The sequence below is a fragment of the Duncaniella freteri genome (assembly GCF_004766125.1).
GTDB classification, from domain to species: Bacteria; Bacteroidota; Bacteroidia; order Bacteroidales; family Muribaculaceae; genus Duncaniella; species Duncaniella freteri.
Window position 1 is genome coordinate 184,424 of the sequence record NZ_SJSA01000002.1, and the last position, 19,892, is coordinate 204,315.

Below are 19,892 nucleotides of genomic sequence, written 5' to 3' on the forward strand. Positions count from 1 at the left end.
TGTGATATTTTGAGAAGAGTGTGAGGTTTTATACCATCTCGGCTATGACAGCTTTGATGCTGTCGGCGAGGTCATCGGCTTCTTTCATGGTGTGAGCTTCGCTGTAGATGCGGATTATAGGCTCGGTGTTGGATTTGCGAAGATGTACCCATGAATCGGCGAAATCGATCTTCACTCCGTCTATGTCAGAGATCCTCTCTCCTGCGAAACGCTTCTTTACTGCTTCAAGAATTGCGTCGACATCGATCTCAGGTGTGAGTTCTATCTTGTTTTTTGCTATCTCGTAAGCAGGATATGTGGCACGCAGTTCACTCACTTTCTTGCCGCTTTTTGCAAGCAGCGACAAGAAGAGTGCTACGCCTACAAGAGCGTCTCTGCCATAGTGTGATTCCGGATATATGACACCTCCGTTGCCTTCGCCCCCTATCACGGCTCCTGTCTCTTTCATTTTGGTTGTGACATTCACCTCTCCGACCGCTGCGGCAGAGTAGGAACAGCCATGGCGTTCGGTGACATCGCGAAGTGCGCGTGAGGAACTGAGATTCGATACGGTAGCTCCGGGCGTATGTGACAGTACATAATCTGCAATGGATACAAGGGTGTATTCCTCGACAAACATTCTTCCATCTTCCATTACTATGGCAAGACGGTCAACGTCGGGATCTACTACAAATCCTACATCTGCTTTCCCATCAGCCATAAGTTCGGATATTTGGGTCAGGTTCTGCGGTATAGGCTCGGGGGTATGGGCAAATCTGCCTGTGGCTTCACAATTAAGCTCAATGATATTCTTTACGCCCAAAGCTCGCAATAACTGTGGGATAATTGTTCCTCCTACAGAATTGACCGCATCGACAGCCACTGTAAAATCAGCCTTTGCTATAGCTTCCGTATCAACGAGATCAAGGGAAAGGACCTTTTCTATATGACGACGGTTGTATGTGTCGTTATGGTATACGTGTCCGAGATCGTCAACTGAAGCGAAAGAGTATTCACCGGCTTCAGCTATGCGTAGCACCTCCTTGCCTTGAGCGTCATTAAGGAATTCCCCATTCTCATTGAGGAGTTTCAATGCGTTCCACTCTTTAGGGTTATGGCTTGCAGTGAGTATGATGCCGCCACAAGCCTTCTCCTCTACCACAGCGATCTCAGTGGTTGGGGTGGATGCCGGACCTATGTTGACCACATCCATTCCCATGGCAGTGAGCGTGCCTATTACTATATCGCTCACCATCGGACCGCTCAGGCGAGCGTCACGCCCTACTACTATGGTGCGGGAATTGCAGCTGCTGTTGCGATTCATGAATGTTGCGTAGGCAGCTGTGAACTTTACGATATCAAGAGGGGAGAGGCCTTCGCCGGGTACGCCTCCAATGGTGCCGCGTATGCCGGATATGGACTTTATGAGAGACATATATCTTAATTATAATACTGTTATCGCAAGTGTATGTGTATATGGATGGTGTTACATTGCCGGTTTGTTGTATGAGACATCATAAAGGAATGGCACGACGTAGCTCATATCCGATGATGGTCCGGCTTGTGACTTTATGACAACATTGACCTTGCAGCCATATCCGAGAAGCTTCACAGGGATCTGTAGACCTGTTCCGTATTGTGCCGACTGCTGTATCTCATAATCGTCAAACAGGAAATATGTAGGTTCGGTGTTCATGTTGTCCATATTTCCTGCACCGATGTTGTCGTCGCTGCCTACCACATAGTAGTTTAGGTCGTAACGCATGTATCGGAAGTATACACGGTCGCCTTTTTCTGGTATCTCACCGCTCCCTTTGTTTATGACCTGCATATACACATATCCTTCATCGTCCACACAATAATATGGAGCGTCTTCGCCTACCTCAAAATTATTGTCAGCAGGAATCTCCTCGATCACTCGGTGCTCGGCAAGGAACGCATTGACCAGTTGGTTCTCCTCGTTTAGAAGATCGGCATAGCTTTTGGAATCGCTGCATGATGTTGCGGCAAGCAGGAGGGCCAGAATAGGGAATATGGATAAAATTTGACGTTTCATTCTGTTGTATGTTGTGAATGTGATCTGTATTATAAGTATTTATTGGTGAGACCTATTCCAATAGGCTTTCATAATCGGGAATTATCTGAAGTAGATAGGAGAGGGCATCAGTAAGTGGTCCGTGGTATTCGCCGCCGGAAGCATTGATATGCCCTCCTCCTCCAAATTTTTCTTCACATACCAGATTGACAGGGAATACCCCTTTGGAACGCATGGATACTTTCACGAGATCCTTGCTGTCCTCACGCATGAATATCGACCATTGCACTTCGGGGATTGTGAGCGGGATATTGACCAGCCCTTCTGTGTCACCTTTGGAGTAATCAAAATCACGTAGCTCGTCACTGCTTAGTGATATGAGTGCCATGCGCCCTCCACACATATATTCTGTACGGTACTGGGCATAGCCGTTGAGGCGTATGCTCGACTGCGAGGCATTATTGTGTACGAGTTTGTAAAGGTTGTCTTTGTCAATGCCTTTACGCAATAGGTCGTGGACAATGAGGTAGAGATCGGGATCGTTGGAATTGTATGCGAAATTGCCGGTGTCGGTCATCATTCCGGTGTATATGCACGCTGCCGAACTGCGGTTTAGGTAGCGCGCCCATCCGGCTTGCCAAAGGAGGATATAGAGTAGGGCAGATGTAGATGACACTTCCGGTCGGGAAATCAGGACATCACAACTGATTACTGGGGCGAGATGATGGTCTATGACAATACGTCGTGCCGCTGACTTTTCCAAAGCTTCACTCAGGCGGTCAACACGTTTCATATCGTTGAAGTCAAGACAGAAGAGCAGATCGGCTTTTGCGATGAGTTCCTGTGCTTTCTCTGGTGTACGTGTGGATGTGACAATGTCGCGGACACCTGGCAAAAACTGCAATGCTTTTGGTGGACAGTCAGCTGTGACTACTGAGGCATCCTTTCCGAGAGCCCGCAACACAGAGCATAGAGCAGAACTTGAACCTAAGGCGTCTCCGTCAGGGCTTACGTGGCAGGTGATAACTATGCTGCGCGCACAAAGCAACAACTGCTTCACGCGCTCCACAAGCTCAGGGTCAATCACTGTGTTGAACCGACTTCTTCGTTCTGGTGTGTATGTCCTCATTTTAAAATGCAATTGCAAAGTTATAAAATTTTTCAGCAATATCCATCTCCGCCTGCTCTAATTTTTGGGGAGCGTGACTGAGAAGCGTGCTCCTGATGTGTAGGATGTGTCAAGCTCAACATCTCCTTCGAGCCTTTGGGCGATCAGCCGGGCGATGGTGAGTCCGAGACCTGCACCCTGCGAGTCACGGTCAATCTTGAAGAATCTGTCGAAGATCTTGTCCTTGTTTTTGGCATTTATGCCTATGCCGGTATCCGTGACAGTAAATATAATCTTTGAGTCGGAGTCGTTTGTCCTATAGGACAGAACAATTGAACCTTTATCGGTGAACTTGGCGGCATTTGTGAGCAGATTGTTCAGGATCTGTTGCAGGCGTGTCGGATCGGAGAAGATCTCTATCGGTCCGCATTCGGGGGCGAGCGATAAGGTGACACCTGGTTTTACACGGTGACGTACACTGTCGAGAGTTGCCTCACATAGGAGTTTGATATTTATCACCACCGGTTGCACTGATATGGGTGAACTGTCAATCTCCGACAGTCTCAGCACATCGTTGATGATTGTGCTGAGCAATTCACTGTTTAGTTCCAGAAGGTCGGCGAAGTGTGTCAGATGCCGTTGGGATATCCTTTCCATGTCGTCCGACGATGCGTTGCCTACACAGTCAGCTATCAGATGGGAGTACTCGTTGATGGCTTGTAACGGCACTCTCACTTCGTAGCTCATGTTTTTTATGAAATCGGTCTTGAGATTATTGGCTTTCTGAGCTGTGTCTCGTGCTCGTATCAGTTCCGCTCGTGATTGCTTGAGGTTTTCGCTTTCCGACAACAGTTTTTGGTTTGTCTCGGATAGATTGCGTATGAGCATGCGGTTTTTTCTGAATTGGAGGAAAAGGAATATGGCAAGTATTATCAGTATGATTACAGCACATATGGATACAAGTATTATTGTGTGCTGGAGTGATGCCACTGATTCACTTTTCTCCTTTGCCATCTGTGTGACGCGGTACTTCATGTCGTAGATGGCATATGCTGTCTGTAGTTCACGGTATGAACTGTGGGATTGTTCTTCTATCTCGTCTTTGAGTACCTTTATGTAATCACTTGAGGCTTTGAGCAGGATTTCCTTGTCTCCGAGGGCTTCGGCGCATTCTATCTCCAATTGAAGTAGGAGTTTGTAGCGTGCTTGTGTCATAGGTTGATTTATTGCCTCTTTTATGAGAGGCAATGCCCTGGAATAGTCCTTGTAGAACATAGAGTAATAGATGTCAGGGAGCTGTGAGTTACTGTAGGTTTCGTGTATTGCCGGATCGAATGGCAATTGGACAATGGCTTTTGAGTAATATTCGTTTACCTTTGCTGTGTCAAGAATTTCAAAGTTGGAAAGGAGTCGGGTGTATATCGTGTAAAATGACGGATGATAGTTGCGGAATTTTCTTCCTTTGGCTGAATACTGCTTTTTTAGCAGTTCGATGTTCCTCAGGGTATTTAAGTCGGCTTCCATCGACCGCTCTGGATTGGTGAAGGAGTATATGGATGCTGCGTGCACGTTGTATGCATTTCTTAGCGAATAGGCATTTGAGGGAAGCCTGTTGATGATATTTTTGAGTGAATCCATATAGGACACCAGTAGATTGCTGTTGGGGATATCGGACAGCAACAGGCATATCCCATGTGTGAGAGCGGCTCGGTCATAGAGATCGGAAGGTGGATTGAGCATGATCTCTTCCATTCTTTCCTTCAAAGCCTCCTTGCGTTCTTCTGTGTCGCTGTAGTAGGCTCTACGCATATTCTGCATGAATCGAATGAATGTTACAGTCTCTTTCCGATCGTTGCTTTCAGGGCATTTCAGGGCTTTTTCTGTGAGATCGCGGAGCATGGAGTCGCGTCGCATATATCGATTTGCCTGATTGCGGATAATGTCGAGTGCCGAATTGTAATCATGCGCACGCATTGCTGTGTAGTACAGGCTGTCGCCTATCTTGTTGGATTTCTCACGAGGAAGCACATCATAGAGATTCAGCATTATAGGGAGAGAGTCGGTCGGGGTTTTTGCTCCATGTAGTTCTGTGCGCAGGGAGTCAATGACAAACATTGTTCCTGATGTCGCATGAGTCTTTATACAGCTTACCGATAAGGCTATTATAGTGATGATTATGGAAAGAAATCTTTGGGGCATATTAGGATTGTAGTGATGATATAGTGGATTGGCTTTGCGATTATGAGATTTGTTGGCTTAAATATCCAATTCAAGCCCTGGGCGGCGTACTATCTTGATGATGCCGTCAGGGGTGTCGGTGATGTTGTCGGCATGGGTCTCTTTTAGTTCCTTGAGCGGGCGGAAGCCCCATGTGACACCACATGAGTCCACACAGGCCCTGCGTGCGGTCTCCATATCCACTCCTGAGTCACCGACATATAACACTTTTGATTTGCGAGTGGGGACTTTGCCGAGAATTTCGAACACTATTGACGGGTCAGGTTTTACAGGGACACCTTCTTTCTGTCCCTCTACGGCAGCCCATGGTATGTCAGGGAAAAAACGCTGGATCAGTGTCTCTACCGCATTCTGGTATTTATTGGATGCTACTGCCATTTTTACCCCCATGTCGTTGAGCTCATGTAGCATTTCCGGTATTCCAGGGTAGGGGACAGTCGCATCAGCAAGATGTTCGTCGTAGTATTCGCGGAATTTTTCGCGAAGTGCGGTTACATTTTCCGGAGAACGTTCATCTTCAGGAAGAGCGCGTTCGATAAGCCTTGTCACACCGTTCCCAACAAACATCGGGTATGCTGAGATGCTGTGTTCAGGGTAGCCACTGTTTCTGAGCGCATAGTTTGTGGCAGCTCCGAGATCTGCTATAGTGTTGAGCAATGTGCCGTCCAGATCGAATATTACGAGATGTTTCATTGTGCTGTTATGTTGTTCGGTTCAGAATGGGTATCCGACTGAGAAATGCACTGCGGTGTCTCTGTGCCAGTCGAAGTGGAATAGGGGCCATCTTTCCTGTCCTTGTGCCGGATTGTAGGCTTTGACACCGAGGTCGAGACGCAGCAGGAAATAGTTGAAGTCCATGCGCAGTCCGAGTCCGTAGGCCCAGGCTATCTCTTTCCAGAATGTGTTGAAGTGAAACATTCCTCCAGGCTGGTTCTCATAGTTGTGTATGGTCCATATGTTTCCGGCGTCGATGAATGCTCCGCCTTCGAGCACCCAGAAAAGCTTTGCTCTGTATTCAAGGCTCATATCGAGCCTTATGTCGCCACATTGGTTGATGAAGTAGGACACGGAATTGTGTGAGTTGTATCGTCCTGGACCAAGAGTGCGCACACCCCAGCCTCTTACTCCGTTGGCACCTCCGGCATAGAACCTTTTCTCGAAAGGAAGAACCCTTGAGTTGCCATATGGATATCCTATGCCTCCTCCTATATGGAATGCCAGTGAGTGACGGTGGTCGAAGTTGCGGGTTATGGCGTAGTCGACTTCCCCTTTTATGTATTGCGAGAACTGGGTGTTGAACACTTCATACACTCCGCTCTCAGAGCGTTTACCGAAAGCCTTCGATCCGAGATAAAGCAGATTGCCGGCAGTCTCGGCTGAGGCTCTGATTGTATAGACTATCGGCTGTATGCCTCGCGCTCTCCCTACAGCTGATGCTATCCTCTTGTTGGTGTGATAGTATCTGTATCCCATACTCATGATGAAGTGGTCTTCGTAGCTGTAACGGAGCAATGGATTGTCGGGGGCTATAGCATCAAGGAATCCGTTTGTACGGGCAGGCAGATATACGTAGTTTATGTCAATAAGGTCAAATTCGTGCCGTCGGGTGTTGGTGCGGTTCACCCATTTGTATCTCCACGCTGCTCCTGAGATAATGCGGGTATATTCCGGTCGTTCCTGGTAATTGAAAGAGAGAGCGAATTCGGATGATACGTTGAATCTCTGCCTCATGCTCAGAGGGGCAAATGGGAATTCAAAGCGCGGGAATGTGATGCCTACTTCTCCGGCATATTCTGTGTATCGGTCGTTAATGAGCCCGTTGAATGAACCGGAAAGGCTCTCGTAGTTCATGCGTAGTCGGCCGGTGAACAATTGCGAGCCTTTGGCGAGATTCCTGTGCTGGTAGGTGGCTCCCACGCCGAAGCCAAGATCCCCTTCTGAATTTGTCCCCTCAATGTCGAGAGTTATGGATTGCTTTTTGTTACGTGAGAGCCGTATATAGGCATCGAGCAGTCTGTCTCCGTTATCAAGGGTAGCCTCAGGGACAAGTTCGATGTTGATTGACTTAAGGATACCGAGCCGGGCTATGGACTCATATGTGCGGTCTACGTTGTGGGGGCTGTAGAGTTGTCCTGGGATCAGGAAGCACTTCTCTTCGAGAGCTCCGGGCTTAAGATATCGGTCGCGTCCGTACACTATATCTACCCCCTTGTAGCTTACTGTGTCAAGGTTTGAGCGGTCACCATCCGAGTCGGTAATGAAATATACCTTGCCGATACGGTATAGAGTATGTATTGCAGCCGAGTCGGCTGCTGTGTCAGCCCCATTGGGTCGGCGTGGAGGTCTCACAGCCATGGTGAGGTCTACGGAACAGGAGTTTGCAGCCGTGTCGGCATAATATGTTATATAATCCTTGTTGAAAGCATAATAACCGCGGTTGCGAAGACGTCGTGTTATAAGTGTGCGTTCCGAATCAAGGTTGTCGCGATCGAATTTATCGCCAGTCTTTACGGTGAATTTAGTTGAGTCAGCCATTATCACAGAGGCCACAGCCGAATCAGGGATATCGTAGGTGACGGAGCGTATCACATGAGGTTCGCCTGTAAATATGTTGTATCTGACATCGATCCTCCTTTTTTCGGTTCTTATTGTTGTGTCAACTTCTACATGGGCGTTTAAGTATCCGCGATTGATCATCGCGAGATGCAATTGGCGAGCAGAGGCGTCAGTGAGAGCCTGTTCGTATATTACAGGCGGTTGTCCCATACGGCGCACCCATCGGTTATACCATTTTGTGGAGTCGTTGCCCGACAGATTGTATGTGCCGAGCTGAAGTTTCCAAAAGCCTAACACTTTATGGTTAGGTGTCTGGCGAAGGTAATTGTAAAGGTCCGCTGAAGGTATATCCTTGTCACCCTCGACACTTATATTCACCTTGTCGAGCAGGTATCTTCCTTCCGGGACATGACGCACCGCACTGCACCCCTCCAGCAAGAGCGATACAGCAATGCCGGCGGTTACTAAAGCGTTATTGAGCCAGTTTCTCATTGCGTATGCAAAGGTACGATATTTTTTCTTTAGAGGAAAGAAATTTGCGAGATACGGGAGTGTTTAGTAATTTTGCACATATATTAGAAAATAAGAAATATAGTACGAAGGAAATGAAGAATAAATCTCCACTTATGATTGTTGCCGTTGTGCTGGCTGTGTTGCTTCTCGTTGCCGTAGGGTTCGGTGTCACTCAGGTTGCATCACTGAAGTCTCAGGTGCAGCAGGCACAGTTGCAGAACGAGGAATTGCGTCTTGATAACGAGCAGTTACAGCTATCCAATGAGTTTGGTGTCCTGAATTCGGAATTCCAGCAGTATGAGGATCAGGCTCAGCGTCTTGCCAATGATACTATTCTTGCCAAGTATACGGCTGCCAAGGCTAAGGTGGAACAGCTCATGAATGAGCTGAAGAGCGAGAAAGTGAAGTCGCAGGCACGTATAAAGGAATTACAGAACGAAATAGCAACCTTAAAGGGGCTTTTGCGCCATTATATAGCTCAGATTGATTCACTCAACAGGGAGAATGCCGGATTAAAGGCTGAGAACAGTGAAATTAAGGCTCAAAACGAGCAGTTAAGTTCTCGTGTAAGGGAGGAGACTCGTAAGAATGAGAATCTTAGCGAGCGCATGACTCTTGCCGAAAAACTTAATGTGACAGGAGTGACACTGACCCCTCTTAAGAAAAACGGCAAGACAGAGAAGAATGTGACAAAAGCCAAGCAGCTTATGGTAAAGTTCACGATTCCGCAGAACAATTCCACTCCTGTAGGAGAAAAGACAATATACATGCGTCTCGTGAGTCCTGAAGGTCAGTTGCTCGGCGGTGGAGGATCATTTCCATTCGAAGGCAAGTCCGTGCCATGTACAGCACGCAAGAATATTGAATATTCAGGTGATGAGATAACAGGTATAACTATATATTGGGATGTTAACACAGCTTTGACTCCCGGGGAGTACACCGTGGAACTGTTCACCGACGGTTACCGTCTTACTTCAAGAAGATTCACTCTTAAGAAATAATTCATCTTCCGTCAAAGGGAGGTAGATCTGCTTGATATATGCAAAATTTTTGGGAAATCATCAATGGGGTAGAACTCACGTCGACTACAGCGATAGTGCGTATAGTCCTTAGCCTTGTGCTTGGCTCGCTTATAGGCATAGAGCGTAAGCGTAAAGGGCAGATGGCTGGGTTGCGTACCTTTTCGCTGATATCGATGGGTGCTTGTATAGCCATGATGCTTTCCATATATGTGTGTCAGGAGACTGTGGGACTTCTTCGCGGGGACCCTTCACGCATTGCTGCACAAGTGATATCAGGCATAGGTTTTCTTGGTGCCGGAACCATTATTCAGATGAAGGGGTCTGTGAGAGGTCTCACTACGGCTGCCGGCATATGGATCATAGCTACCATAGGTATGGCTGTGGGGTGCGGACTGTACCTAATCTCCATAGTCGCCACACTTCTTGTGCTGTTCATATTGACTCTTTTGGAGCGTCTTGAGCATCGTGTCAATGTAGGTAACGAGGCTCGTACAATACGTCTGAAAGTAAGAGGGATAGTGAAGTCGATAAAGCCTTATGAGGATGTGCTCGGGCGTTTTGGCATACATCTTTCGAAGGTGTATGTGGAGTATGACTACGATTCGGATGTGACCAGGCTCAATCTGCTGATACTCATACGTGAGCATAGCGACTTCATTGATGTCTTTGATGCATTGCATGAGGTATATCCTACTATAAATATTTCGCTATCCAATCAAGCTGACTTGTCATGATGACATTGAATCTGATTCTGGCTAATGTGCAGGCTGCTACAGAGGCTTTTGATATAAACGGTCTCATCAGTGATCTTGCATTCATACTTATTCTTGGTGCTGTGACCACTCTGCTGTTCAAGTGGATGAAACAGCCTGTAGTGCTCGGATATATTGTTGCCGGTTTCCTTGCCAGTCCTCATTTCACATATCTTCCTTCGGTGACTACTGAGGCTAATATTGATTTCTGGGCTCAGATAGGGATAATAGTTCTGCTTTTTTCATTAGGACTGGAATTCAGTTTCCGAAAGCTTGTCAATGCGGGAGGCTCGGCTGTTGTGACAGCATTGTTTATAGTGTGCGGAATGATGGTCGCAGGGTTTGCTGCCGGCAGTATATTGGGATTCTCAAGAATCAACAGCCTGTTTCTTGGCGGTATGCTTTCCATGTCATCTACCACAATCATAATAAAGGCGTTTACCGATCTGAATCTTAGGCACCGTAAGTTTGCATCGCTTGTTTTCGCTGTGTTGATTGTTGAGGACCTGTTTGCTGTGTTGATGATGGTGATTCTTTCTTCGATAGCCATTAACAACAGTGTGGAGGGGGGTGAGATGCTTTATAGCGTGAGCAAACTTGTGTTTTTCCTTATCATATGGTTTGTGGTGGGAGTTTTTCTCTTGCCGTCGTTGCTTAACTGGCAGAGAAGATTCCTGAATTCCGAGACTTTGCTCATAGTCTCGATGGGGCTTTGCCTTGGTATGGCGGTGTTCTCTGTGGCTTGCGGATTTTCCCTTGCGCTCGGAGCTTTTGTGATGGGCTCTATCCTTGCAGGAACGAGTTTTGCCGAACGCATAGAACGTATCACAGTACCGGTCAAGGATCTTTTCGGTTCCGTGTTCTTTATATCTGTAGGTATGATGGTCAATCCTACAATAATCGCGGATTATTGGATGCCGATACTTATATTGTCGGGAGTTGTGATAGTGGGTATGATATTCTTCGGCACTTTCGGAATGCTGCTTACAGGGCAGTCGCTCAGAGTGGCGATAGAGAGCGGCTTTTCACTGACCCAGATAGGTGAGTTCGCCTTTATTATCGCATCTCTCGGTATGGGTCTTGGAGTGCTTGACGCACAGATATATCCTATAGTAGTGGCTGTGTCGGTAGTGACCACATTCACCACTCCTTATTTTATAAGGATGGCACCTCCGGCTGCCAGATGGGTAGAGAGCCATCTGCCGCAGAAACTTCATTTCCTTATTGACCGTTATTCCGAAAGTGCGACAGCCGAACAGAGCGTTGTGAAGGAGTTGTGGCGTAGTCTTCTGAAACGTTATCTATGGAGGGTGGTGCTTTATTCTATGGTCCTTATAGCTATGTGCATCATCACTCAGCGTTATCTGATACCTTTCGCGTTGGGTGTGTTCCCTAATTGGGGTCGCCTGTTGGGCACAGTGGTGGCATTGTTCCTTATGACACCGTTCCTTATGGCACTGACTTATCCGGCATCCAAGAATACTGAACGTAAGCGTCTGAGGGAGTGCAATGCAAAGTTTGATGTGCCTCTGATCATCATGACAGTTGTTAGGTTGCTGATCGCTATGATGATTATAGTATATCTTCTCAGCTCGGTCTATTCTATGGCAGTGGGGTGGACCCTCGGGGTGCTTCTTTTCATAGCTCTTCTCATGTCCTATTCCAAGACGGTGAAGGCGCGTCTGTCAAAGATAGAGACTCGTTTTATCGACAATCTCAATGAGCGTGAGCTGCGCCGTTCAGGAGCCAAGAATTCTCTTGTGCCGAATATGCATCTTGCATACATGACAGTCGGTTATGATTGTCCGTTTGTGGGCGAACAGCTGAAGAATTCAGGACTCCGTTCGCGTTACGGAGTCTCGGTGTCCTCTATTCAACGAGGCAACAACATGATAATGGTTCCGGCGGCTGAGGCAAGAGTGTTTCCGGGTGATATACTTGGTGTCATAGGTAGTGATGAGGAGATACAGGCTCTACTTCCGGTAGTTGAGGCCGACAATGACACGGAGGCTCCGCCTGCTGTCGACAATGTGCGCCTGACGAGTGTGCGTCTGCGAGAGGATTCGCCTATGGTTGGCAAGACAGTCGTCACATCCCGGCTCCGGGAGACATATGAAGCACTCCTGGTTGCTGTGCAGCGAAGCGACTGTTATATCCAGGCTGATGCTGTCACGGTATTTGCGCCAGGAGATGTGTTGTGGATGGTATGCGATGTGGACCGAGTTAAGGATATATAGATAGTAAGTTAGGAATATAAGCGTATCGGTTGTATGGTGTCTGAAAAATCGCTTGCGCCCGGCACAGTGATAAAGGGCGTAAAACATTCTTACCGTGTCGTGGGGGTATTGCGCAGTGACGGTCAAGGTTTCACTTATAAGACTGTCGTCTCTGTGTGTCGTTCCGGCTCTGTTGTCGAGGTGCCGGTGGTGGTCAGAGAACAGATGATGGTGAGATGTTCCAGCCGTGGAGCAGACGGCATGACCGTAATAACCCCGGATGATATCGCTCCTACGGTCAACAGTTGTCTTGAGGCATTCATACGTGCATGCCGTGAACGTATCAATCTGTCGCGCGGTTGTCCTTGGATTATAAATGTCATAGAGACATTTCATGCCAACAATACATATTATTATGTGGTTGAGTATCTTGATGGAGACACACTTGAGGAGTATGTTCGGGATATGGGAGGCCGGCTCACTTTCGAACAGACACGCAAGGTGCTGTCGCCAATCTTTGATGCAGTGATAGCATTGCATAATCATAGAGCTGTGCATGCCGATATACATCCCCGTCATGTGCGTTTTGTGAAGCGAGAGAGAGAGAAGATACCGGTGCTTTTCAGTCTGTATGCAACGATGCATTTCAGTGACAGGGGAGTGATGCGTTGGGATCTCCCTCCAATGACATGTGAAGAAGGGTTCGCTCCCCCCGAGCAGTATAATGCCATAGACCATTTCTGTCCTCAGATCGATATATATGCGCTTGCCTCAATGGTGGTGTTCTGCTTGTCAGGTAACATTCTTCCTGACTCGCGCAAGCTGACAGAGGAGATGGTAAGAGAGACGTTGCCGCCTACGATTCCGGAGACTATTGTATCCGCGCTTCTTAACGCGCTGTACCCCGACCAAAGTGTCCGTACTTCAACGGTCCCTAAGTTCCGTGAGGAGCTTGGGGCATTCCAGCGATCCGCTCTTTCGCAAGCACGCACACTCATTGATGAGATGTCTCAGGATAAAAAGACTCCTCGATGGCTTAAATATCTGCGTCGTTTTTGTGCAAAGTCGAGGATTTTTCGTAAGTTTGTGAATTAATACAGGTGCTATGGCCTTTCATAGAACAGGCAATGCATCAAGTTTTATAATCGTCAATATGAAAAAAAAGACTCTCAACATCCTCAAGAATGACCCTTGGCTTGAGCCGTATGCCGGAGCTATCGTCGGGCGTCACAATGATGCTGTAAATAAGGAGATCGAGCTTTGCGGGCCTGATGGGAAACTGGACACTTTCGCCAATGCCCACAACTATTTCGGTATTCATCGTACTGCTGACGGATGGGTGTTCCGTGAATGGGCTCCTAACGCCACAGCAATAACTCTGATTGGCGATTTTTCGAGATGGAAGGTGATGAAGAAATATGCCCTCAAGCCAAAGAAAAATGGCGTGTGGGAACTGAAATTCAAGCCTGACGACATACATCACGGCGATTTCTATAAGATGATAGTCTCCTGGGAAGGAGGAAGCGGAGAACGTATACCGGCTTATGCGACACGTGTCGTGCAGGATGAGAACACTCATCTGTTTTCCGCGCAGGTGTGGTCTCCGGCTCCATATAAATGGAAAGTGAGACGCTTCCGCCCTGATACACGCCCGCTGCTTATATATGAATGCCATATAGGCATGGCTCAGGAGAAGGAGGGGATAGGGAGCTACACAGAGTTCCGTGACCTTGTGCTCCCGCGTATAGCAGCCGACGGTTATAACGCCATTCAGATAATGGCGATACAGGAACATCCATATTACGGCTCTTTCGGTTATCATGTGTCAAGCTTTTATGCTCCTTCAAGCCGGTTCGGAACCCCTGAAGAGCTGAAGAGCCTGATTGACCGTGCTCATGAACTCGGTATTGCCGTGATTATGGATATTGTGCACAGTCATGCAGTGAAGAATGAAGCGGAGGGACTTGGACGACTGGACGGTTCATACAATCAGTATTTCTATGGCGACAGCCGTCGAGAGCATCCTGCATGGGATTCATTATGTTTTGATTACGGCAAGAATGATGTGATCAATTTCCTGCTATCCAATTGCAAATACTGGCTTCAGGAGTTCCGTTTTGACGGATTCCGCTTTGACGGGGTGACCTCGATGCTTTATTACAATCATGGTCTTGGTCAGGCGTTCGGATCGTATGATGACTACTATAACGGTGGTCAGGATGCCAATGCCATAACCTATCTTACCCTTGCCAATAAACTGATTCATGAAATCAACCCTTCAGCAATAACTATTGCGGAGGAGATGAGCGGAATGCCTGGCATAGCAGTTCCTTTCAAGGATGGAGGCATAGGATTTGACTATCGTATGGCAATGGGCATTCCAGACTATTGGATAAAGACCCTTAAGGAGCGCAAGGATGAGGACTGGAAGCCTACATCAATATTCTGGGAGCTGACCAATCGCCGTGCTGATGAGAAGACAATATCGTATGTCGAGAGCCATGATCAGGCTCTTGTCGGAGATAAGACTGTCATATTCCGTCTGATAGACAAGGATATGTACTGGCATATGATGAAGGATGATGACAATATGGCGGTTGCACGAGGTATGGCACTCCATAAGATGATACGTCTCGTCACAGCTTCTACCATCAATGGAGGTTACCTCAACTTTATGGGCAATGAATTCGGTCATCCGGAATGGATCGACTTCCCAAGGGAAGGGAACGGCTGGAGCTACAAGTATGCACGCCGTCAATGGGATCTTGTCGATCGTGAGGATCTTAAATATATGTTCCTGAATGCTTTTGATAATGACATGATCAATATTATTTCGGGAGTATATAATTTCCAGTCATTGCCTGTTGTCAAGCTTTGGGAGAAGGATGACGATCAGGTGCTCGCATACATGCGTGGCGATCTGGTTTTTGTGTTTAACTTCTCTCCAGTCAAGGCGTTTACAGGGTATGGTATTCTTGCTCCTGCCGGAGAGTATGAGGTTGTGCTGTCCACTGACTCTCCGAAATATGGAGGTTATGGCAATATTGATGAGAATGTGCATCATCTCACTCAGCATGATCCTGTCTATGCGCCTGTGGGACGAGAGTGGCTACGGCTTTATTTGCCTCCAAGGTCTGCGCAGGTACTGCGTATGAAGAAATCCTAAGAATAATGTTTAAAACACCATTATATATGTCAAAAACATCAGTTATGCTCACTGGCGCATTACTTGCACTGAGTGCTTGTGCCATTGAGGCTCAGTCCAATTATTCAGTCACTTTCCCGGTGGGAGCTAAGGCTGATAACACAATGGCTTATCTCGTTGACTGGGATTCTGCTCAAAAGATTGATTCGGTCATTGTCAGCAATGGGACTGTCAGATTTGAAGGTAAGGTTGACGCTCCTTCTATCGGTCGCATTATGGTAGGAGGCAAGCGTGGTCCTGTTTTCTTTATAGAGAAAGGCGATGTCACTATCAATGAGCGTGGCGAATCGTCAGGTACACCCCTCAATGACAAGTTTGTAGAGTATCGCGGCAAGATGGCTGCTCTCTCAGATGAGTATAAGAAGCTTGACCAGAACGATTCTGTGCAGGCTGCACGAGGCAAGGCGATAATTTCCGACTATAATGCTATGCCTGTAAATGCATATGCAGCTAATAAGGACAATGTGTTCGGCCTGTACATGTATATGCAGGGAGCATATGAGCTGCCTTTGGCTCAGGTAGAGTCCGATATGGCTCAGAACAAGATGCTCGCTTCTTCAAAACAGCTACAGGCTCTGCACAAGACTCTAAAGATTCAGTCAGAGACTGGAGAGGGTAAGCACTATAAGGATTTCGTAGTTGAGTACAATGGCAAGAAGGAGGCTCTCAGTGACTATGTCAAACCCGGACAAGTGACTATAGTTGATTTCTGGGCAAGCTGGTGCGGACCATGTGTGCGTCAGCTCAAGGTGCTGAAAGAGCTTTATGCAAAGTATAAGGACAGAGGGCTCAATGTTGTGGGAGTCGCTGTCTGGGACAAGCCTGAGGACACGGAAAAGGCTATAAAGAGTCATGAGCTGCCTTGGCCTTGTATTGTGAATGCGCAGACGATCCCGACAGATCTCTATGGTATCCAGGGCATTCCTTGCATTATTGTAATCAATTCCGAAGGTATAATAGTATCACGTGACAAGCAAAGCGAAGCTCTTGTCAAGGATGTTGACGAAGTGATGGCTGCATATAAGCCTATGGCTGCTGTAGTTCCTGCTGCTGAGGAGCTTGCTGATACTGTAGCAGCTTTCTGATAGATAAAATAAGAACTTATTTTAATACAAGGAAATTATATGGATACTTTATGGGATATCCGTATAATTTCTTTTTTATAGTCGGTTAGATATATTATGACTGAAAATGACCTTAGGGAGCTTCTTGACTCCGAGGCGTCAAGAATCAATGCTCCTTCATTTATATGGGAGGACCCTGTGCAGTTTCCAAGACGTTTTGATGATCCGCGGGATATAGAGATTTCTGCGATGCTTACGTCTGCAATAGCTTGGGGGAATCGTCGTATGATATGTCGAGATTGCGATAGGATGCTTTCTCTTATGGAAAACAAGCCTTATTCATATATGATGGATGAGGGTTATGAGGATCTTGATGACGAAAGTAACATACATCGCACTTTTTTCAATCGTCATTTCAAGTATTTTCTTAGAGGGCTGCGTCGTGTGTATGTGTCATCGGGTTCTCTTCAGGAGTTTGCACGTAAGGAAGGAGTGGCATCAGCCGAACTTCCGTCATGGACTCTTGTGGAGTCTCTGAATAGAGAGCTTGCTATTGCTAATGGAGAGAATGCCGATACAGCTGTTGCCTCACGATGTCTGCCACAGAATCTTTCTACTACAGCACTTAAGCGCGTCAATATGGCACTACGATGGCTTGTCAGGGATGACGGTATTGTGGATATGGGCATATGGGATGTGATCAAGCCTTCGCAGCTCTTCATTCCGTTGGATGTGCATGTCGGCGATGTATCACGCGAGTTGGGTTTGCTTTCACGTAAGAGCGACGACAAACGAGCGGTCCTCGAACTGACAGGGCATCTGCGCAGGTTCAATCCGTCAGATCCGGTGATTTATGATTACGCGCTTTTCGGTATAGGCATGAGGCTGTGATTGTCAGTCGACATCAGGGACAGGATCAGGCAATATGGTCACTTTGGAGTCCTTGTCAACCATTTGGCGCACTATCAGTATGTCCTCGTTGTGCATACGCATGCATCCGTGGCTGCGCCGACCAGGCACGGAATAAGGTGAGTTAGTGCCGTGTATGCCTATGCCCCAAAATCTTGGCGTAATGAGTGACACGAAGTATGGACCGTAACATTTGTCCTGGGTATCCTTATAGGTCCAGTCGGTGGAGTTGTATACACCCATCAGTCCGAATGTGCCTTCCGGTGTGCGCCAGTCATCCATTTTTTGCTTCTGCCCCCTTTTAAGTGATGCGCATACCCTGTAACGGCATAATGTATCGCCGAACATGTTGATCACATACAGCCGTGTGTGAGGCTTGTCGACAACAATATGTTTGGGTAGTCTCATCCTGCCCGGGGCTGATGATGAAGGCGAATCGAGAATGGTCCATTGCTCCTCGTCAGGATCAGGTATGCAAGGTGTGGAGGTTCCTTTGTAGCCCATAACCAATGCCGTCACTTGAGGTGACAGTTCATACTCCTCATCGATAGTGTCAGCTAAAGTGAGGGTTGGTGAAAAGAGGCATAGCAGTGATAAAAGCAATTTCATAGTGCAAATGTACGTATCTTTTGACAAAATTGGTTAAAAACATTGTTCATATTTTGCGAAAAATAATTACCTTTGCACGCAATAAACTTAGTCTTTATGTCATTTATTGCTGATAGAGTAAAAATGGACGGGCTCACATTTGATGATGTCCTCCTTATTCCGGCTTATTCGGAAGTATTACCCCGCGAAGTAAATCTTACCACACGTTTTTCACGCAACATTACGCTTAATGTGCCTATTGTGTCGGCTGCAATGGATACCGTCACTGAGGCGGCTCTTGCCATAGCTATAGCCCGTGAAGGTGGTATCGGTGTCATTCACAAGAATATGCCGGTTGCCGAGCAGGCTCGTCAGGTGCATGCTGTGAAACGCGCTGAGAACGGAATGATATACGATCCTGTGACTATCCGTCGAGGCTCTTCTGTGGCTGACGCTCTTGCTATGATGAAGGAGTATCACATAGGTGGTATACCTGTGGTTGATGATGACCGCAAGCTTGTTGGCATTGTCACCAATCGAGACCTCAGATTTGAGCAGGATCTCAACCGTCCTATTGACGAGGTGATGACAAGTGAGAATCTTATCACCACCAATCAGTCAACCGATCTTGAGGAGGCGGCACAGATACTTCAGCAGCATAAGATTGAAAAGCTTCCGGTTGTCGATAGTGACAATCATCTTGTAGGTCTTGTGACATATAAGGATATAACTAAGGCAAAGGATAAGCCTAATGCATGCAAGGACCGTCTCGGTCGTCTAAGAGTGGCTGCCGGTGTGGGTGTGACACCTGACACTATGGAGCGTGTCGATGCTCTTGTCGAGGCCGGTGTCGATGCTCTTGTGATTGATACTGCTCACGGACACTCGCGCGGGGTGATAGGTGTTCTCCGTGCTATCAAGGAGAAATATCCTCAGGTGGATGTTGTTGTTGGTAATATCGCAACAGGCGAGGCAGCCCGATATCTTGTTGACAATGGTGCCGATGGAGTCAAGGTTGGCATTGGTCCTGGTTCGATATGCACCACCCGCATTATCGCCGGAGTAGGTGTGCCGCAGCTCAGTGCGGTCTACGACGTGGCAAAGGCCCTCAAAGGCACTGGTGTACCTTTGATTGCCGATGGCGGAATCCGCTATTCTGGAGATATCGTAAAGGCTCTTGCGGCAGGTGCGTATGCCGTTATGCTTGGCGGTATGCTTGCCGGAGTTGAGGAATCACCCGGCGATACCATAATCTACAATGGCAGAAAGTACAAGTCATACCGTGGCATGGGATCGCTTGAGGCTATGGAAAAAGGCTCTAAGGACCGTTACTTCCAGGGTAATGTCAGCGATGCCAAGAAGCTCGTTCCGGAAGGTATCGCAGCTCGTGTGCCTTACAAGGGAATGCTTTATGAAGTGATCTATCAGATGCTCGGCGGTCTGCGTGCCGGAATGGGCTATTGTGGAGCAGCTGATATAGAGCGTCTGCATGAGGCGAAGTTTGCGCGTATCACCAATGCCGGTGTTGCTGAAAGCCATCCTCATGATGTTGCCATCACCAGTGAGGCTCCCAACTATAGTGCCACCAGCCGTAACTGATAATTTGAACGTATAATGAACCGGGGTCTGCATTGCGGGTCCCGGTCTTTTTGTGTACAATATTGTACATTGATGTTCGTTATTAAAGAGTATTTAGATTAATTTGCA

15 protein-coding genes are annotated in these 19,892 nt (G+C 47.4%); 8 read left to right on the plus strand and 7 right to left on the minus strand.

The features are described 5' to 3' along the window. Positions 1–28 precede the first annotated feature (28 nt). Genes glmM through tamL form a run of 6 tightly spaced genes read right to left on the minus strand, consistent with a single transcriptional unit; the run spans position 29 to position 8,408 of the window. Positions 29–1,414 (minus strand): phosphoglucosamine mutase, encoded by a 1,386-nt coding sequence (gene glmM / locus EZ315_RS10725; protein WP_135472075.1) that lies wholly within the window; start codon positions 1,412–1,414, stop codon positions 29–31. A 51-nt stretch (positions 1,415–1,465) separates the two neighbouring features. Continuing rightward, the gene (locus EZ315_RS10730) at positions 1,466–2,035 is read right to left on the minus strand and encodes a DUF4827 family protein (RefSeq protein WP_135472076.1); all 570 of its coding nucleotides are present in this window, start codon (positions 2,033–2,035) and stop codon (positions 1,466–1,468) included. A gap of 52 nt (positions 2,036–2,087) precedes the next feature. Continuing rightward, positions 2,088–3,143 carry a DHH family phosphoesterase gene (locus EZ315_RS10735; RefSeq protein WP_135472077.1) on the minus strand — a complete coding sequence of 352 codons (1,056 nt, stop codon included), beginning with the start codon at positions 3,141–3,143 and terminating at the stop codon, positions 2,088–2,090. A gap of 57 nt (positions 3,144–3,200) precedes the next feature. After that, positions 3,201–5,321 (minus strand): sensor histidine kinase, encoded by a 2,121-nt coding sequence (locus tag EZ315_RS10740; protein WP_135472078.1) that lies wholly within the window; start codon positions 5,319–5,321, stop codon positions 3,201–3,203. A gap of 57 nt (positions 5,322–5,378) precedes the next feature. Continuing rightward, positions 5,379–6,053: an HAD family hydrolase gene (locus EZ315_RS10745; protein ID WP_135472079.1), complete on the minus strand. Its 675-nt coding sequence runs from the start codon at positions 6,051–6,053 to the stop codon at positions 5,379–5,381. A 21-nt stretch (positions 6,054–6,074) separates the two neighbouring features. Further along, positions 6,075–8,408 carry a translocation and assembly module lipoprotein TamL gene (gene tamL / locus EZ315_RS10750; protein WP_135472080.1) on the minus strand — a complete coding sequence of 778 codons (2,334 nt, stop codon included), beginning with the start codon at positions 8,406–8,408 and terminating at the stop codon, positions 6,075–6,077. Positions 8,409–8,521: 113 nt separating this feature from the next. Here tamL and EZ315_RS10755 point away from each other — a divergent pair, with 113 nt between their 5' ends. The 7 genes from EZ315_RS10755 to EZ315_RS10785 all read left to right on the plus strand — a co-directional run bounded on the left by EZ315_RS10755 (position 8,522) and on the right by EZ315_RS10785 (position 17,579). Beyond that, positions 8,522–9,430: a hypothetical protein gene (locus EZ315_RS10755; RefSeq protein WP_135472081.1), complete on the plus strand. Its 909-nt coding sequence runs from the start codon at positions 8,522–8,524 to the stop codon at positions 9,428–9,430. 38 nt (positions 9,431–9,468) lie between these two features. Then, positions 9,469–10,185 (plus strand): MgtC/SapB family protein, encoded by a 717-nt coding sequence (locus EZ315_RS10760; RefSeq protein ID WP_135472082.1) that lies wholly within the window; start codon positions 9,469–9,471, stop codon positions 10,183–10,185. Beyond that, positions 10,182–12,440, plus strand: coding sequence for a cation:proton antiporter (locus EZ315_RS10765; protein ID WP_242452584.1), 2,259 nt, complete (start codon positions 10,182–10,184; stop codon positions 12,438–12,440). Before EZ315_RS10760 ends, EZ315_RS10765 begins: the two co-directional genes overlap by 4 nt. A gap of 33 nt (positions 12,441–12,473) precedes the next feature. Beyond that, positions 12,474–13,514 (plus strand): protein kinase domain-containing protein, encoded by a 1,041-nt coding sequence (locus EZ315_RS10770; protein ID WP_135472083.1) that lies wholly within the window; start codon positions 12,474–12,476, stop codon positions 13,512–13,514. A 58-nt stretch (positions 13,515–13,572) separates the two neighbouring features. Continuing rightward, positions 13,573–15,585: an alpha amylase C-terminal domain-containing protein gene (locus EZ315_RS10775; RefSeq protein WP_135472084.1), complete on the plus strand. Its 2,013-nt coding sequence runs from the start codon at positions 13,573–13,575 to the stop codon at positions 15,583–15,585. A gap of 26 nt (positions 15,586–15,611) precedes the next feature. Beyond that, entirely contained in the window at positions 15,612–16,709 is a 1,098-nt protein-coding gene (locus tag EZ315_RS10780) for a TlpA disulfide reductase family protein (protein WP_160651888.1), read from the plus strand. A 96-nt stretch (positions 16,710–16,805) separates the two neighbouring features. Beyond that, positions 16,806–17,579: a TIGR02757 family protein gene (locus tag EZ315_RS10785; protein WP_135472086.1), complete on the plus strand. Its 774-nt coding sequence runs from the start codon at positions 16,806–16,808 to the stop codon at positions 17,577–17,579. A 3-nt stretch (positions 17,580–17,582) separates the two neighbouring features. Here the strand turns inward: EZ315_RS10785 and EZ315_RS10790 are convergent, their stop codons facing one another. Continuing rightward, complete coding sequence (locus tag EZ315_RS10790; RefSeq protein WP_135472087.1) at positions 17,583–18,206, minus strand: L,D-transpeptidase; 624 nt, start codon at positions 18,204–18,206, stop codon at positions 17,583–17,585. Between the two features lie 96 nt (positions 18,207–18,302). Between EZ315_RS10790 and guaB the strand changes: the two genes are divergently transcribed. Then, positions 18,303–19,784, plus strand: coding sequence for an IMP dehydrogenase (guaB, locus tag EZ315_RS10795; RefSeq protein WP_135472088.1), 1,482 nt, complete (start codon positions 18,303–18,305; stop codon positions 19,782–19,784). Positions 19,785–19,892 lie beyond the last annotated feature (108 nt).

What these genes read in the sequence shown, in the direction of transcription:
- glmM (WP_135472075.1), bottom strand. Translation starts at nt 1,414, where the DNA reads ATGTCTCTCATAAAGTCCATATCCGGCATACGCGGCACCATTGGAGGC.
- EZ315_RS10730 (WP_135472076.1), bottom strand. Translation starts at nt 2,035, where the DNA reads ATGAAACGTCAAATTTTATCCATATTCCCTATTCTGGCCCTCCTGCTT.
- EZ315_RS10735 (WP_135472077.1), bottom strand. Translation starts at nt 3,143, where the DNA reads ATGAGGACATACACACCAGAACGAAGAAGTCGGTTCAACACAGTGATT.
- EZ315_RS10740 (WP_135472078.1), bottom strand. Translation starts at nt 5,321, where the DNA reads ATGCCCCAAAGATTTCTTTCCATAATCATCACTATAATAGCCTTATCG.
- EZ315_RS10745 (WP_135472079.1), bottom strand. Translation starts at nt 6,053, where the DNA reads ATGAAACATCTCGTAATATTCGATCTGGACGGCACATTGCTCAACACT.
- tamL (WP_135472080.1), bottom strand. Translation starts at nt 8,408, where the DNA reads ATGAGAAACTGGCTCAATAACGCTTTAGTAACCGCCGGCATTGCTGTA.
- EZ315_RS10755 (WP_135472081.1), top strand. Translation starts at nt 8,522, where the DNA reads ATGAAGAATAAATCTCCACTTATGATTGTTGCCGTTGTGCTGGCTGTG.
- EZ315_RS10760 (WP_135472082.1), top strand. Translation starts at nt 9,469, where the DNA reads ATGCAAAATTTTTGGGAAATCATCAATGGGGTAGAACTCACGTCGACT.
- EZ315_RS10765 (WP_242452584.1), top strand. Translation starts at nt 10,182, where the DNA reads ATGATGACATTGAATCTGATTCTGGCTAATGTGCAGGCTGCTACAGAG.
- EZ315_RS10770 (WP_135472083.1), top strand. Translation starts at nt 12,474, where the DNA reads ATGGTGTCTGAAAAATCGCTTGCGCCCGGCACAGTGATAAAGGGCGTA.
- EZ315_RS10775 (WP_135472084.1), top strand. Translation starts at nt 13,573, where the DNA reads ATGAAAAAAAAGACTCTCAACATCCTCAAGAATGACCCTTGGCTTGAG.
- EZ315_RS10780 (WP_160651888.1), top strand. Translation starts at nt 15,612, where the DNA reads ATGTCAAAAACATCAGTTATGCTCACTGGCGCATTACTTGCACTGAGT.
- EZ315_RS10785 (WP_135472086.1), top strand. Translation starts at nt 16,806, where the DNA reads ATGACTGAAAATGACCTTAGGGAGCTTCTTGACTCCGAGGCGTCAAGA.
- EZ315_RS10790 (WP_135472087.1), bottom strand. Translation starts at nt 18,206, where the DNA reads ATGAAATTGCTTTTATCACTGCTATGCCTCTTTTCACCAACCCTCACT.
- guaB (WP_135472088.1), top strand. Translation starts at nt 18,303, where the DNA reads ATGTCATTTATTGCTGATAGAGTAAAAATGGACGGGCTCACATTTGAT.